13 protein-coding genes and 1 pseudogene are annotated in these 15,078 nt (G+C 69.8%); 7 read left to right on the top strand and 7 right to left on the bottom strand.

Annotated features, from left to right (window positions below; all coding sequences use genetic code 11):
• Positions 1-69 precede the first annotated feature (69 nt).
• On the top strand, positions 70-1,590 hold the full coding sequence (locus AB0D59_RS24005) for a catalase (RefSeq protein ID WP_362568782.1): 1,521 nt from the start codon (positions 70-72) through the stop codon (positions 1,588-1,590).
• 102 nt (positions 1,591-1,692) lie between these two features.
• Here AB0D59_RS24005 and AB0D59_RS24000 read toward each other — a convergent pair.
• Positions 1,693-3,178: pseudogene (locus AB0D59_RS24000) on the bottom strand (MFS transporter).
• A 282-nt stretch (positions 3,179-3,460) separates the two neighbouring features.
• Here AB0D59_RS24000 and AB0D59_RS23995 point away from each other — a divergent pair.
• The 3 genes from AB0D59_RS23995 to AB0D59_RS23985 all read left to right on the top strand — a co-directional run bounded on the left by AB0D59_RS23995 (position 3,461) and on the right by AB0D59_RS23985 (position 6,528).
• On the top strand, positions 3,461-5,314 hold the full coding sequence (locus AB0D59_RS23995) for an arabinofuranosidase catalytic domain-containing protein (protein WP_362568779.1): 1,854 nt from the start codon (positions 3,461-3,463) through the stop codon (positions 5,312-5,314).
• A 148-nt stretch (positions 5,315-5,462) separates the two neighbouring features.
• Positions 5,463-6,152: a DJ-1/PfpI family protein gene (locus AB0D59_RS23990; RefSeq protein ID WP_362568776.1), complete on the top strand. Its 690-nt coding sequence runs from the start codon at positions 5,463-5,465 to the stop codon at positions 6,150-6,152.
• A 55-nt stretch (positions 6,153-6,207) separates the two neighbouring features.
• Positions 6,208-6,528, top strand: a complete 321-nt coding sequence (locus AB0D59_RS23985) for a hypothetical protein (RefSeq protein WP_362568773.1) — start codon at positions 6,208-6,210, stop codon at positions 6,526-6,528.
• Between the two features lie 190 nt (positions 6,529-6,718).
• Here AB0D59_RS23985 and AB0D59_RS23980 read toward each other — a convergent pair whose 3' ends face one another.
• The 4 genes from AB0D59_RS23980 to AB0D59_RS23965 are packed head-to-tail and all read right to left on the bottom strand — an operon-like array spanning position 6,719 to position 10,906.
• Positions 6,719-7,732: a sugar phosphate isomerase/epimerase gene (locus tag AB0D59_RS23980; RefSeq protein WP_362568770.1), complete on the bottom strand. Its 1,014-nt coding sequence runs from the start codon at positions 7,730-7,732 to the stop codon at positions 6,719-6,721.
• Positions 7,729-8,979 (bottom strand): Gfo/Idh/MocA family oxidoreductase, encoded by a 1,251-nt coding sequence (locus tag AB0D59_RS23975; RefSeq protein ID WP_362568767.1) that lies wholly within the window; start codon positions 8,977-8,979, stop codon positions 7,729-7,731. The genes AB0D59_RS23980 and AB0D59_RS23975 overlap by 4 nt, the downstream gene beginning before the upstream one ends.
• The gene (locus AB0D59_RS23970) at positions 8,976-10,094 is read right to left on the bottom strand and encodes a Gfo/Idh/MocA family oxidoreductase (RefSeq protein WP_362568764.1); all 1,119 of its coding nucleotides are present in this window, start codon (positions 10,092-10,094) and stop codon (positions 8,976-8,978) included. The genes AB0D59_RS23975 and AB0D59_RS23970 overlap by 4 nt, the downstream gene beginning before the upstream one ends.
• Positions 10,094-10,906, bottom strand: coding sequence for a sugar phosphate isomerase/epimerase (locus tag AB0D59_RS23965; protein ID WP_362568761.1), 813 nt, complete (start codon positions 10,904-10,906; stop codon positions 10,094-10,096). The genes AB0D59_RS23970 and AB0D59_RS23965 overlap by 1 nt, the downstream gene beginning before the upstream one ends.
• 83 nt (positions 10,907-10,989) lie before the next feature.
• Between AB0D59_RS23965 and AB0D59_RS23960 the strand changes: the two genes are divergently transcribed.
• Together AB0D59_RS23960 and AB0D59_RS23955 are read left to right on the top strand one after the other, a co-directional pair.
• On the top strand, positions 10,990-11,619 hold the full coding sequence (locus AB0D59_RS23960; protein WP_362568758.1) for a TetR/AcrR family transcriptional regulator: 630 nt from the start codon (positions 10,990-10,992) through the stop codon (positions 11,617-11,619).
• Between the two features lie 211 nt (positions 11,620-11,830).
• Positions 11,831-12,502 carry a formylglycine-generating enzyme family protein gene (locus AB0D59_RS23955; RefSeq protein WP_362568755.1) on the top strand — a complete coding sequence of 224 codons (672 nt, stop codon included), beginning with the start codon at positions 11,831-11,833 and terminating at the stop codon, positions 12,500-12,502.
• Between the two features lie 48 nt (positions 12,503-12,550).
• Here AB0D59_RS23955 and AB0D59_RS23950 read toward each other — a convergent pair whose 3' ends face one another.
• A complete protein-coding gene (locus AB0D59_RS23950) occupies positions 12,551-12,976 on the bottom strand; it encodes a hypothetical protein (RefSeq protein ID WP_362568752.1) in 426 nt (141 codons plus the stop codon).
• Positions 12,977-13,137: 161 nt separating this feature from the next.
• Positions 13,138-14,160 carry an ankyrin repeat domain-containing protein gene (locus AB0D59_RS23945; RefSeq protein ID WP_362568749.1) on the bottom strand — a complete coding sequence of 341 codons (1,023 nt, stop codon included), beginning with the start codon at positions 14,158-14,160 and terminating at the stop codon, positions 13,138-13,140.
• A gap of 336 nt (positions 14,161-14,496) precedes the next feature.
• Here AB0D59_RS23945 and AB0D59_RS23940 point away from each other — a divergent pair, with 336 nt between their 5' ends.
• Positions 14,497-15,051, top strand: a complete 555-nt coding sequence (locus AB0D59_RS23940) for a hypothetical protein (protein WP_362568746.1) — start codon at positions 14,497-14,499, stop codon at positions 15,049-15,051.
• Positions 15,052-15,078: the final 27 nt, after the last annotated feature.

The following is a 15,078-nucleotide window of genomic DNA, read 5'->3' as shown; positions in this document are numbered from 1 at the left end:
TGCACCGGCCGGTCCGGGACACCGCGAGGACCGGCACCTCACTGCTCCGTGCGGAGAAAGGCGAGAGCCATGACGCAGAAACCACCCCTCACCACCACCGACTCCGGTGCCCCCGTCGAGAGTGACGAGCACTCGCTGACCGTGGGGCCCGGGGGGCCGGTCCTGCTACAGGACGCCTACCTGATCGAACAGATGGCACAGTTCAACCGGGAGCGCATTCCCGAGCGCCAGCCGCATGCCAAGGGGAGCGGCGCGTTCGGTCACTTCGAGGTGACCGAGGACGTCAGCGCCTACACCATGGCCGGCCTCTTCCAGCCCGGCACCCGCACCGACCTGGTCATCCGCTTCTCGACGGTCGCCGGTGAGCGGGGCAGCCCGGACACCTGGCGCGACCCTCGCGGCTTCGCGGTGAAGTTCTACACCAGCGAGGGCAACTACGACATGGTCGGCAACAACACGCCGGTGTTCTTCGTGAAGGACCCGATGAAGTTCCAGCACTTCATCCGGTCCCAGAAGCGCCGCGCGGACAACAACCTGCGCGACCACGACATGCAGTGGGACTTCTGGACGCTCTCCCCGGAGTCCGCCCACCAGGTCACCTGGCTGATGGGCGACCGCGGCATCCCGCGGACCTGGCGCCACATGAACGGCTACACCTCCCACACGTACATGTGGATCAACGCCAAGGGTGAGCGGTTCTGGGTGAAGTACCACTTCAAGACCGACCAGGGGATCGAGTTCTTCACCCAGCACGAGGCCGACCAGATGGCAGCCGTCGACACGGACTACCACATGCGCGACCTCTTCGAGCACATCCGTGACGGCCAGTTCCCCAGCTGGACGCTGTACGTGCAGCTCATGCCGTACGCGGAGGCCGCGGGCTACCGCTTCAACCCGTTCGACCTCACCAAGGTGTGGCCGCACGGTGACTATCCGCTCGTCCCGGTCGGCCGCATGACCCTGGACCGCAATCCGACCGACAACCACGCCGAGATCGAGCAGGCGGCGTTCCAGCCCAACAACTTCGTCCCCGGCATCGGGCCCAGCCCGGACCGCATGCTGCTGGCCCGGCTGTTCTCCTACGCGGACGCCCACCGGCACCGGATCGGCGCCAACTACCAGCAGCTCCCCGTGAACGCGCCCGTCGTCGACGTCCACACGTACTCCAAGGACGGGGCGATGGCCTACCGGAAGACGTCTGATCCGGTGTACGCCCCGAACTCCAAGGGCGGCCCGGCGGCGGATCCGGCCCGGTTCGGCCCGCCGCCCACCTGGGCGGCCGACGGCGAGATCACCCGCGCCGCCTACGTGTCCCACCCCGAGGACGACGACTGGGGTCAGCCCGGCACGATGGTGCGCGAGGTACTGGACGACGCCGCTCGCGACCGTCTGGTCGACAACGTCGTCGGGCATCTCCTCAACGGCGTCACCGACCCGGTCCTGCAGCGCGCCTTCACTTACTGGTCGAACATCGACGAGACGATCGGCAAGCGCATCGCCGACGGCGTACGGGCCAAGGGCGACGAGAAGGACCCCAAGGCCGCCGAACAGGGCAACCCCGCACGCAGCTCCATGCAGGACAAAGCCTGACCGGAGCCACACGGGAGCACGCGCCTTGGGCTGAGCGAGTCGCTCAGCCCAAGGCGCGTGTCGTGTGCGGCCAGGCGAGGGCAGGCGGTCGGCTCGACGCCGTCAGCGCGGGTGCGAACGCGTCGAGGGCACCGGGTGCGGCTCACCGCGCGAGTCCCGCAGGCAGGCGCCGTACAGTTCCCGCGACGTGGTGATCAGCTCCCGCCGCTCCGCGCGCGAACCGACCATTGGGCGGGATCCGTTGAGCGGGACCTGCGCGCTCTCCGGCAGGAACCGTACGGTCAGCAGGCCGATCGCACCGGCCGGCATCAGGTAGTAGGCGGGCATCAGTTCGTCGCCGGTGACGTTGACGAGCGCCTCGGTCACCAGAGGGGTGGTGCCGCCGAACGCGGCGACCGCGATGGTGAAGCCGATACCCATCGCGGCGTACCGGACGGCCGTCGGGAAGAGCGCCGGCAGGGTGGCGGCGCTCGGCGCGGCGAAGCAGGCCAGCAGGGTGGCGAGGATCAGCACGCCGAGGACGGGCGGCCAGCTGCCGTGCATCTTGATCAGCTGGAAGGACGGCACAGCGAGCAGGATCATGGCGGCCGCGCAGACCCCGTAGACGGGCCGTCGTCCGATCCGGTCGCTGAGCCGGCCGATGAAGGTGATCAGCACGACGATCCAGACCATGCCGATCAGCACCAGCATGTCGGCGGAGCCGCTGGACCGGTGCAGTGTCTCCGTCTGGTAGGTCGGGGGGAACCCGGTGACCATGTAGTTGGTGACGTTGTACAGCAGCACCAGGCCCATGCAGATGAGCAGCGGACGCCGGTACCGGGTGACGACGGTCCTGAGCTCACTGCCCGCCGAGGCATGCGCGAGGTTCTTCTCGTGTTCGTCCAGTTGCTGCTGGAAGCCGGCGACTCCTCCAGCCTGAGCCGCATGTAGAGGCCGATCACGCCCAGCGGGCCGGCGATCAGGAACGGCAGGCGCCAGCCCCAGGTGAGCATCTGGGCGTCGGTGAGCAGCAGGTTCAGCACGGTGACCAGGGCGGAGCCCAGGGCGTAGCCGCGAACGTGCCGAAGTCGAGCCAGCTGGAGAGGAAGCCGCGGCGCCGGTCGGGTGAGTACTCGGCGACGAACGTGGTCGCGCCGCTGTACTCGCCGCCGGTGGAGAAGCCCTGCACCATCCGGGCGAGGAGGAGCAGGATCGGCGCGGCGATGCCGATCGTGGCGTAGCTGGGGATGAGGCCGATGGCGAAGGTGCCGAGCGCCATCATGATCATGGTGGTGGCGAGCACCTTCTGGCGGCCGACCCGGTCGCCGAGCGGGCCGAAGAAGAGCCCGCCGAGGGGCCGTACGACGAACGCGGCCGCGAAGGAGGCGAACGACGAGATCACCTGGACCCCGGGAGAGGCGCCGGGGAAGAAGACCTTGCCGATGGTGGCCGCCAGGTAGCTGTAGACGCCGAAGTCGAACCACTCCATGCAGTTGCCGAGCGCCGACGCGCCGACCGCGCGCCGCAGCAGCGGGGGCTCGACGACCTGGACGTCACCGCTGCGGAAGGCTCCCCTGTTGAAAGCGAATTCTGTGACAGGTGTGAACATCCCGCACGAGAACCGGCTGCCCCGGAACGGCGACCTCACACTCGCGACCTGTGCGCCTGCAACGGCTCCGGTTACGTGCCGACAGCAACACGCCGTCCCGGACTTGGTCTGAACCAAAAAGGAAACGAATATTGACGCGGTCGAACAGGATGCGTAGGTTCCGGGCCGAGCCGATCGAAGAGCTGTGTCACCGTGCCCTTGGTACGGCCCTCCCCCACCCCGGCTTCGAAGGGACTTGCCATGCGCGGCGCCCCACCCGCCCCGAATGTCATGGCCGCGCCAATGTTATGGACCAGGTCACGGACGTGGCGGGCGCGGTTCGTCGCCGTACTGGCCTCCCTCGGCCTCGCTCTCGGGCTGCTGCTCGGGCTTCCGGCCGTCTCCCAGGCCGCCGGCTCGCTGCCGTGTGACCTCTACGCCGCGGCCGGCACCCCATGCGTGGCCGCGCACAGCGTCACCCGCGCCCTGCTCTCCGCCTACGACGGCCCGCTCTATCAGGTGACCCGTGTCTCGGACGGGGCCACCGCCGACATCGGGCCGCTGGCGTCGGGCGGGTATGCCGACGCGGCGGCCCAGGACGCCTTCTGCGCGAACAGCGGGGGCTGCCGGATCACGAAGATCTACGACCAGAGCGGCCGGCACAACGACCTGACGCCGGGGCCCGCCGGCACCGCCGGCACGGGCGACGACCGGGGCGCCGACGCCTCGGAGATCGCCGTCACCGCGGGCGGCCACAAGGTGTACGGGGTGTGGATCTCGCCGGGTGTGGGCTACCGCTACACCGGCGTCGCCTCCGGTGTCGCCGTGGGCGGTCAGCCCGAGGGCGCCTACATGGTGGCCAGCGGTACCCATGTCGGATCCGCCTGCTGCTTCGACTACGGCAACGCGGAGCGCACCCCGGCCGACACCGGCAACGGGCACATGGACGCCGTGTCGATCGCCACCACCTGCTACTTCGCGCCGTGCACCGGGAACGGGCCCTGGGTGGAGGCCGACCTGGAGAACGGCATGTTCCAGGGCGACAACGGCTCCAACACGGCGAACCTGGGCAACGGCAGCACCTTCGTGACCGCCGTGCTGAAGAACAACGGGCAGACCCGGTACGCGCTCAAGGGCGGTGACTCCCGGTCCGGCGGGCTCACCACGTGGTGGGACGGGGCGCTGCCCACCCGGGGCGGCTATCAGCCCATGCACCAGGAAGGCGGGATCATCCTGGGTATCGGGGGCGACAACAGCAACTGGAACCGGGGCACCTTCTTCGAGGGCGTCATGGTCTCCGGCTATCCCACCGACGCCGCCGAGAACGCCGTCCAGGCGAACATCGCCTCCGTCGGCTACAGCGGGGAGACGGACGTGCCCAACGGTCCGCAGGGCACGATCACCGGCCCCGGCGGCAAGTGCGTGGACGTCGCGGCCGACGACACCGGTGGCAACGGCGCCGCCGTACAGCTGTGGGACTGCCAGACGTATGCCGAGGACCAGCACTGGACGCACAACCCGGACGGTTCACTGTCCACGCTCGGGCGGTGCCTCGACATCGAGAACAACGGCACGACCGGCGGGGCCAAGCTGGAGCTGTGGGACTGCAACGGGGTCGGCGGACAGAAATGGGTCCAGCAAGCCGACGGCTCCCTCCTCAACCCCCAGTCCGGACGCTGCCTCGACTCCCCCAGCGGCGCCACCGCCAACGGCACCCGCCTCCAGATCTGGGACTGCAACGGCGCCACCGCACAGAAGTTCTCGGTGAACGGCGGAGGGCCGGTCAAGGGCCCGGGCGGCACGTGCGTGGACGTCGCCGCCGACGACACCGGCGCCGACGGGGCCGCCGTACAGCTGTGGGGCTGCCAGTCGTACGCGGTCGACCAGCACTGGTATCACGGGTCCGACAACTCGCTTGCCACGCTCGGACGTTGCCTGGACGTCGTGGGCAACGGCACGGCGAACGGCGCCAAGGTGGAGCTGTGGGACTGCAACGGGGTCGGCGGACAGAAATGGGTCCAGCAAGCCGACGGCTCCCTCCTCAACCCCCAGTCCGGACGCTGCCTCGACTCCCCCAGCGGCGCCACCGCCAACGGCACCCGCCTGCAGATCTGGGACTGCAACGGCGCCACCGCACAGAAGTTCAGTCTGAGCTGAAAGCGGCGCAGGTCAGGGGCCTCTTCCCGGCCGTGGCATTTTTCCGTCGAAGGGTGTCGCCCATGCCACTGGGAGGGGAGGGGGCCGCTGGTTACGTTCGGTGTGTGCCCGGCAGTAGCCGGGTCCTCCGCACTCCGAAGGGCCCTTCATGCACGCCCAGATCGTCCTGTTCGACGGCTTCGATCCGCTCGATGTCATCGCCCCCTACGAAGTGCTGTCCGCCGGGGGCACCGCCACGCAGGGTGCGGTGACCGTGGAACTCGTCTCGGCGGAAGGGCCGCGCGAGGTGGCCGGCGGTGTCGCCGGGATCGCGCTGCGCGCCACCGCCACACTCGACCCGGACCGCGCCGGACTGGTGCTGGTCCCGGGTGCGGCGGGCCGGATCGGGGATCCCGGTGACGTCCCCGACCACGCGGCCGGGGCCGCTGAGGTGTGGGAGGACGCGACCGTTCCCGAGCTGCTGGGCCGCACGTTGAGCACCGAGCTGCCCACCCTGCTGAAGGCCGCGGCGGAGAATCCCGACGTGACCCTCACGGCCGTCTGCGGCGGCTCGGTCGTCCTGGCGATGGCCGGTCTGCTGGAGGGACGCCATGCCACCACGCACCACATGGGCCTCGACCTGCTGGATGCCACCGGTGCGCACGCCGTGCAAGCACGTGTCGTCGACGACGGCGATCTCGTCACCGGCGCCGGTGTCACCTCCGGGCTCGATCTGGGCCTGTATCTGCTGGAGCGCGAGGTCGGCCCACGGGTCGCGCAGGCCGTCGAAGAGCTGTTCGCCCATGAGCGCCGCGGCACCGTCTGGCGGAACACCGGACCGCAGCCCGCCCGGTTCTGAGCCGTCACCCCGATCTCCCCCAGCACCGCACCACACCGTGAGGAAGAACAACACCATGTCCGCCGAAGGCACTTGGGACCTGTCCATCTCCACCCCCATCGGCACCGTCGAGGCCGTGGCCGAGTTCCGGTACGAGGACGGCGTTCTCGTCGGGACCGCGCGCGGGACGGGAGAGGAGGTGACGCTCAGCGATGTACTCCTCGAAAACGGCCGCCTCACCTGGAAGCAGGCCGTCACCAGGCCCATGCGGCTGAACCTGGCCTTCGCCCTGACCCTCGACGGCGACACGCTGACGGGAACCTCCAAGGCCGGCCGCCTCCCCTCGTCCAAGGTCACCGGCCGACGCCGCACCCTCCCGGCGAACACGGCACCCTGACCATGACGCATCAGCGCGGTTCACGGCACTGCGATGCGCCTGGCGGTGCCTTTCCGGCGGGCCCGGTGCCTTTCCCTCAGCGTGGAAGGGCGCGGCTCGGGTCCGTCGGCCGCCACGTGTCCCAGCACGCCTCCCGCCCCGTCGTCATCCCTCGCTCCCCGTAGGTCTGACCGGACGGGCCGCTACGGGCCTACTGGTTGCTGAACGCAGCGTCGAAGGACGCCTTCGGCGCCGGCCACAGCAGCGAGCGTACGAAGGTCACCGCCTCCGCGGCGCCGTGCAGGCGGTCCATGCCGGCGTCCTCCCATTCGATGGAGATGGGGCCGTCGTAGCCGATGGACTCCAGGGCGCGGAAGGCGTCCTCCCAGGGGACGTCGCCGTGACCGGTGGAGACGAAGTCCCAGCCCCGGCGCGGATCGCCCCACGGCTGGTGCGAGCCGAGGACGCCGGCCCGGCCGTTGCGCGGGCGCAGCCGGGTGTCCTTGCAGTCGACGTGGTAGATACGGTCCTTGAAGTCGGTGATGAACCCGACCGGGTCGATGTTCTGCCACATCATGTGGCTGGGGTCCCAGTTGAAGCCGAAGGCCTCGCGGTGGCCGATCGCCTCCAGGGTGCGGACGCTGGTCCAGTAGTCGTACGCGATCTCGCCGGGGTGCACTTCGTGGGCGAAGCGCACCCCCTCCGCGTCGAACACGTCGAGGATCGGGTTCCAGCGGGTGGCGAAGTCCTCGTAGCCGGCGTCGATGACGGCGGCCGGTACCGGCGGGAACATGGCGACGTAGGGCCAGATGGCCGAGCCGGTGAAGCCGACGACGGTGTTCACGCCCAGTTTGCGGGCCACCCGCGCGGCCCGCTTCATGTCCTCGGCGGCGCGCTGCCGTACTCCTTCCGCGTCGCCGTCGCCCCAGACATACGGGCGCAGGATCGCCTGGTGGCGGAAGTCGATGGGCGCGTCGCAGACGGCCTGGCCCGCGAGGTGGTTGGAGATGGCGTAGGCCTTGAGGCCGTGCCGGTCCAGGACCTCCAGGCGTGATGCCGCGTAGGCGTCGTCCTCGTCGGCGCGCTTCAGGTCGAGGTGGTCTCCCGAGGCGGCGATCTCCAGGCCGTCGTAGCCCCACTGCGCGGCGAGGCGGGCGACCTCCTCGAAGGGGAGGTCGGCCCACTGTCCGGTGAACAGGGTGACGGGGTGGGTGGCTGTGGTCATGTGCGGTCCTCCGTCGCGGGTACGGTCCCGATCGTCTCGGGTGCGGTCCCGATCGTCTCGTGTGCGGTCCCGATCGTCTCGTGTGCGGTCCCGATCGTCTCGGGAGCGGTCCCGATCGTCTCGGGAGCGGTCCCGATCGTCTCGGGAGCGGTCCCGATCGTCTCGGGAGCGGTCTCGATCCAGGTGCCGCGTCCGGCGGCGGAGGCCAGGACGGCCTCGGTGAGCCGTGCGGCGCGCAGTCCGTCGTCGAACGTGGGCATCCCCTCGGGGTACCTTCCCTGTACGGCGCTGTAGACGTCGGTGACGAACGCCGTGAAGGCGTCCTGGTACCCGAGGGCGTGACCGGGAGGCAGCACCGACAGGCGGGCCGAGTCGGGCGCGGCGGTGCCGGGGTCGCGCAGGAGCAGCTGCGATCCCTCGCGCCTGCCGATCCACAGTTCCTCGGGGCGTTCCTGTGCGAAGCGCACGCTCTGCCGGGTGCCGTGGAGTTCCAGGGTGAGACTGTTCTTGCGGCCTGGGGCGAGCTGGCTGACGAGCAGGGTGCCCAGCGCCCCGTTGCCGAGTTCGACGAGGAGGGCGGCCGTGTCCTCGTTGGTGACGTGGGTGCCGCCGCGCTCGGCGAAGACCGTCCGGGTGCGGGCGGCAAGGCGGTGGATGCGCTGTCCGGAGACGAACTCGACGAGGTCGCACAGGTGGGAGCCGATGTCGGCGAAGGCGCGGGAGGCGCCGCCCGCTTCCGGGTCGGCGCGCCAGTTGGTGTCGCCGGGGTCGAGGAGCCAGTCCTGGAGGTAGGTGGCGTCCAGGGTGAGGACGGTGCCGAGCTGTCCGTCCGCCACCAGGGCGCGGGCCTGCCGGGCCATCGGGTGGTAGCGGTAGACGAAGGGGACCGCTGCCACCCGGCCGGCCTCCCGCGCGGCCCGGACCAGTCGTTCGGCGTCCGCCGCCGTGGTGGCCAGGGGCTTCTCGCAGATGACGTGCGCGTCCGCGGCCAGCGCCATCAGGGTGTGTTCGGTGTGCAGACGGTTGGGGCTGCACACGTGAATGACGTCGAGGTCGCCGGCCGCGACGAGGCGGTGGGCGTCCGGTTCGGAGCGTTCGACGCCGAGGGCCTCGGCGGCCCGCTCGCCGCGTTCGGGGGTCGAGCTCGCGAGGGCGGCCGGGTGGCCGCGGGCGGCCCGGCTCGCCCGGGTGTGCACGGCCGCCATGAAGCCGCCGCCGATGAATCCGGCGCGCAGGGGGCGGTTCACAGGGTGGCTCCGTAGGGGTCCCGGTCCTCGGGGACCAGCGGTATCTCACCGGCGGCGCTCGCGACGTGGATCGTCTCGCCGGAGGTGACGGACTCGTCGATGGAGATCATGGCGTCCAGGACGTGGTAGCCGAGGGCGCCGGAGGCGGTGTGGGGCCGTCCGCCGCGGATGGCCCGGGCCATGTCCAGGACACCCAGTCCGCGTCCGGCCTCGATGCCGACCGGCGTGACCGTCTCCCATACGGGATCCTCGCCGCGTTGCTGGACCCGGGTGATCCGCACCTCTCCCGCGAAGGTGTTGGGGTCGGGCAGCACCAGCGTGCCCTCGGTGCCGGTGATCTCGACGAACCCGGTGCGGGTGAGCGGGGAGTCGAAGCTGAACACGCTCTGGCCGACCCCGCCGTTCTCGAACTGGGTGAGCGCGGAGACATGGGTGGGTACGGCGACGGCGAACTCGGTGCCCGCCCGCCGGCCGCTCCTGACCGTGCGCACCGTCCGGGCGGTGGAGCCGACCGCGGCGACCCGGCTGACCGAGCCGAACAGGCAGACCAGGGCGGTGAGGTAGTACGGCCCCATGTCGAAGAGGGGCCCGGCGCCCTCGGCGAACAGGAACTCGGGGTCGGGGTGCCACAGGTCGGGTCCCGCGTACTGCATGACGGTCTGCGCGGACAGCGGGGTGCCGATGTCCCCGCGGGCGATGGCGCGGAGGGCCGTCTGCAGGCCGGGGCCGAGCACGGTGTCGGGGGCTACTCCGACCCGCAGGCCGGCCGCGGCCGCCCGGTCGAGCAGGGCGCGTGCGTCGGCCCGGTCGACGGCGATGGGCTTCTCGGACCAGACGTGCTTGCCCGCGGCGACGATCGCCGAGCTGACCTCGGCGTGGACGGCGGGCACGGTCAGGTTGACGACGATGTCGACGTCCGGGTGGGCGAGGACGTCGGCGGCGGTGCCCCACTCCTCGACGCCGTACTTGCGGGCCTGGGTCTCGGCGCGCACGGTGTCGAGGTCGCCCACGACGGCCACGTGCAGGTCGGGGAAGCGGGTGAGGTTGGTCAGGAACTGGTCGCTGATGTTGCCGGCGCCGACGAGTCCGACGCCGACCGGGTTGTGTGCCGCCATCAGGCGATGCCCTTCCCGTTGAGGTAGGCGACGCCGGCCGCGATGCCCTCGAAGATGTCACCGTCGCAGTGGTCGAACTCGATGACGGCGTACTCGGCGTCCGGGGCCGCGGCCAGCGAGGCGTCGAGCGGAATCTCTCCCCGGCCCGCCGGAACCTGGCGGGTGTCGGCGGGGTCGAAGGGGGCACCGGAGGTGAACGGGTCGTCGATGACGGGGCCGTCCTTCACATGCAGGGCGCGCACCCGGGAGCCCAGGCGGTTCAGCAGCGACACGACGTCGTAGCCGCCGGCCGAGGCCCAGAACAGGTCGATTTCCAGGGCGACTTCCGGGGCCAGCAGGTCGGCGAAGCGGTCGAAGGCGTTGACGTCGGCGACGGTGTGGACGAACTCCTGCGAGTGGTTGTGGTACCCGACGCGCAGCCCGTGGTCGGCGGCCCGTTTCGCGGCCTCGTTCAGGAGTCCGGCGGTACGGGCGATCTCCGTCTCGTCGGCCCAGCGGGCGGCGGGGACGAACGGGTCGAAGAGGATCTCCACGCCCAGTCGACGGGCGGCCCGGAAGGTCTCGTCGAGGGTGGGTGCGGGTGCCCCCTCGGCCGTGGCGCGTTCCGGGGAGAGGAAACCGGCGTGTCCGGTCGCCGCGGACAGGCCGTGCCGGGCGAGCGCGTCGGCGAGTTCGCCGGCGCGGTGCACGAAGCCGAAGGCCTCGACGTTGCTCAGTCCCAGGGCGGCGAGGCGGCCCAGGGCCGCGTCCTCGTCGGCTTCCAGAGCGTGGCGGACGGAGTAGAGCTGCACCGACATCTGTGGCGTCGACATGTTGGGCTCCTCTCGAGGCGGACGACCGCACAACAGAATACCGACAGGGGTGCTGGTTTCTAGAGGGCGATTAGCATCTCCGTATGGCAAAGGCGACCGCGCGGCAGGGGACGGCCCCACGGAACTACCCCAAGGGGGAGCGCCGGCGCGCCCAGATCATCGAGGCCGCGTTCACCGCGTTCGGGCAGGTCGGCTACCGCAACGCGAGCATGGTCCAGCTCGCCGCGGCCTGCGATGTCTCCCGCGCGGGGCTGCTGCATCACTTCCCGACGAAGGAGTCGCTACTCGAAGCGGTTCTGGAGGAACGAGAGCACCAGGACGACGCGCACTTCTTCGATTCGGGCGCGGTGAACCACGACGGCCTCGAGTACTTCGCCAGCATGATCCGGCTCGTCGCGCACAACCAGGCCAACCCGCTGATCGTGAGCCTGTTCGCCGTGCTGTCGAGCGAGGCGACCGCGGCGGACCACCCCGCGCGCCCGTACTTCGTCGCCCGCTACGAACGCACCCGCCGGCAGATGCAGTTGGCCGTCGACGACCTGGTACGACGTGATCTGCTGCGCCCCCACGTGGACGCGTCGGGGCTGGCGGCGGACCTGATCGCGTTCATCGACGGCCTGCAGATCCAGTGGCTGCTCAGCCCGCACGACATCGACATGCCGGACCACCTGCGCAAGCTGCTGCGCGGCCTCATCAGCGTCGAACTGCCTTAGACCTGCTGGCGAAACGAGATGAAGGACGCCCTCAGGCCTGACCGGTATCCCGGTCGGCGGGACGCCCTGGAGGTCCCCGCGCGGTACGAGGTTGCGGGAGACGTCGATCCGGCCCGCACGCTGGACCGCGGCGGACGCGTGTCGCTGTCTCACTTGGTGTGGTCCGACCCCGCCGTGGCGAACTGACCGGTCTCGGTAGGATCTCCCGATCATGGACGTGGTCGCGGGAAACCAGATGGTCGCTATCCCATCAGGGCGGGTAACGCTGTCGGACCGGCGGACTCAGCGCAGTTGGTCGGTCGAACTCGCGCCGTACTCGCTCGGGGCGTTCCCGGTCACCCAGGCGTTGTATGCCCAGATCACCGGCCGGCGGCCGAGTACTGCCCATGGGGACCAGTTGCCCGTCGAGTGCGTCTCCTGGTGGGACGCGGCGCGGTTCTGCAATGCCTTGTCCCTGCGCGACGGATTCACATCCGCCTACCACTTCCGTGCCGACGGCGAAGGCATCGAGTGGGACGCGTCCGCCGACGGGTACCGGCTGCCGACCGAAGCCGAGTGGGAGCACGGCTGCCGCGCCGGTACGGCCGGGCCGCGGTACGCGCCGCTCGACGAGATCGCCTGGTACCGCGGCAACTCGCACGAGCGCGTCCACGCCGTGGGCGGCAAACACCCCAACCGGTGGGGTCTTTACGACATGCTCGGCAACGTCTGGGACTGGTGCTGGGACGTGTATGACGCCGAGGTCTACGGCACCTACCGGGTGCTCCGTGGCGGTGGCTGGTTCGATGAGCACTGGAGTTGCCGGGCCTCTGCACGGCGCCGCAGCCACCCGACGTTCCAGGTCGACGACGTAGGATTCCGCGTCGCCCGCTCCATCGTGTGACGAACGGTTCCCGCGCGTCGTCGAACCGGCCCGGGCAGCTTCGAGCGGTCAAGTGGGCGACGGAGACAGCGTCGTGGCGATGGACCGCTCGCGAAGTCCTTCCGCCAGATGCGCCATTTCCACGGACGTGCCGACCAGGCCGCCTTCGCTCAGGGCGGCGGCCGTCAGCCGGGCTTCGCCCAGTGGCAGGTGCCGCACCTCGCGCAGGGCTCGCAACACGGGGAGGAGACTGGTCTCCGTGGTCGCCAGGCGAAGCCGAGCGGCCCCGTGCTCGGCAAGCAGTGCCTGTCTGATCTCTCGGGGAGCGGGGCCGGCGCCCGTCTCGCACCACGCGTCGGGGCACGCCAGGCATCGCCCTTCGATGCCCCAGCGCAGCTGTCCCCGGTCGATGAACTGACCAAGGTCGCGGACCAGCACGCCGCCACAGGCCACGCATGTCGAGGTGACCTTCACTCCCTGAGTGGTGATGATCATTCTGTTCTCCCTCCCCCACGATCTCGATCTACCTGATCCTGCCCGAGGCAATGAAGCCTGACGTGACGCGACGCCGTGCGAGGGCGAGCACGGTTTGGGTGTGGCGCCTGCCCTCGGCTCGTTTGCGATCGTAGAGCCGGCCGGATTCCCCAGACCTTCGGCTACTGAACAACGGAGGTGTGGAACAGCCGTTTGAGACGACGGTTATATCGCTGGGCGCTGTCAGTGACTCCAGTAGTCGCGGCGAGGCAGTTCGACCCATACATCGGGAGGTCCGACCACGGCACGCCTGTCGGCCGGACGCAGTCCTGCAAAGGCGCAGCGCAGGAATAGGCCACGGCGTTGTGCTGGTAGAGGTACGAAGCCAACACTTCTTCGGAGGTGTCGTTCTCATCCGGTCCCCCGCCCGGGTGCAGGTCCCAGCCCTCGACTCTTCCATGACGGGCGATACTGCCTTGGTTGCCGCTCTTGGGATTGGCGTACAGGCCGTAGCAGACCGTGTCGGCAGACAACCGGGCCAGCACACCCGGCATTTGCGGCGCGTATCCCCAGGGCTGGGTTATGACACAGCCACCCGGCACGGCCGTCACACCGATGATCTGCGAGATCTCGTCCATGTCGTACCCGTACGGATCTGCCAGCAGCTCGTCGATGACTTCGTACTCCACCGGCGCCGCCTCCAGACGGCGCACCGCCTCGGCCGCGTCGATGCCGGCCACGCAGGCCAGCCCCGTACCTTCGTAGTGGAATGTGCCCAGTGCCGTGGTGAGCCGCTTGGCCTCGTCCGCTGCCGCACTCTCTGTTTCGGTCAGGCGTACCCATTCCGGTACCGGGAACAGGCTCGGCGTCGGTCCGGCCAGGCTCAGCCGCCCAGGTGACCAGCCGCCGATCGACAGGCGCCAAGGATCAGCCCCGGCAGCGGCGAGGGCTCGTGCGTTTTCCGGCTTCCTGGACACGACGGCCACCCAAAGCGCCGTCACGCCGTTCTCAACCGCGTCCACATCCGCAACTCGCCCAGCCAGCTCGGCGACGGCCCCCGAGGACCCGAACACCGCTGCGCGATGCAGCGGTCGGCCCCCGGTCCATCTCTCTGGATCGGCGCCCTCGTCGAGACGCCGGCGAATGTCGTCGGCATCCGTCCAGTCCCAGCCCATCCCAGCCCAGCCGTCCCTCACTGCTGCCACCGGTTCCCCTTCGACATGTCACATGCTTTCGCGCTACACGCTCGCACACGGGTCCGACACCGGGGACCTGTCCGTTCTCATCGCGGCTCGCCGGCCAGAGGTCTGTGAGCCGGGAGCTGTCGTCTTGGAGTGACACGGCTCCGTCCGCCGGAGAGTCACGTGGTGTGTGGGACGGCCGGCAGGGCGCGGGTGTGTCACCGAGCCTGGTGAGGGTCGGGGTGCCGAGCTGCCGGTTGTCGGTCTCGCTGATACTGGCCTCGCGTGCTTCTCGCCGGACTCGGCAGGATCAGGAAGAGGGCGAGGTGAACGGGGAGAGGCAGCTGAGAAGCTGTCCTGATGATGGACAAGGCCGGTGGGATTCAAGGTCAGTCGGTTTGCCCGGGAAAGTATGCACGCGTTGAGCGAGAGAGACGGTTCCTGCTCGCCGAACCGCCGACGCCGTCAACAGTGACGGCCACCCGTGTGATCACCGACCGGTATCTGGTGGGAACACGACTACGGCTGCGACGTGCCGATTTCCCGGACGGCGGCTGCGAACGCAAGCTCACACAGAAAGTGCCGATCCCTCGTCCGGGCGGTGTTCAGGGCCTGATCACCAACACCTACTTGTCGCGGAACGAGTACGACCTGATCGCCTCGCTGCCGGCCGCTGTGCTGTCCAAGACGCGTTTCAGCGTGCCTCCCTTGGGCGTCGATGTCTTCGAGGGTCCCCTACTGGGTCTGGTCCTTGCTGAGGCCGAGTTCACCACTGATGAGGAGGCGCAGTCCTTCGTTCCCCCGCAGGAGTGCGTGGCCGAGGTGACCAACGACGTCCGCTTCACCGGAGGACGGCTCGTCCAGGCCTCTCGCCAAGATGTGCTCGGGTGGCTGGCAGAGTACGGGGTCCGCTAGGCCATGTCTCTTGGAGCGGCCTGACTC

This window comes from Streptomyces sp. NPDC048417, assembly GCF_040651615.1.
Classification (GTDB): Bacteria; Actinomycetota; Actinomycetes; order Streptomycetales; family Streptomycetaceae; genus Streptomyces.
The sequence above is the reverse complement of the archived record's forward strand: the minus strand, read 5'-3'. Positions and strand labels throughout refer to the sequence as shown.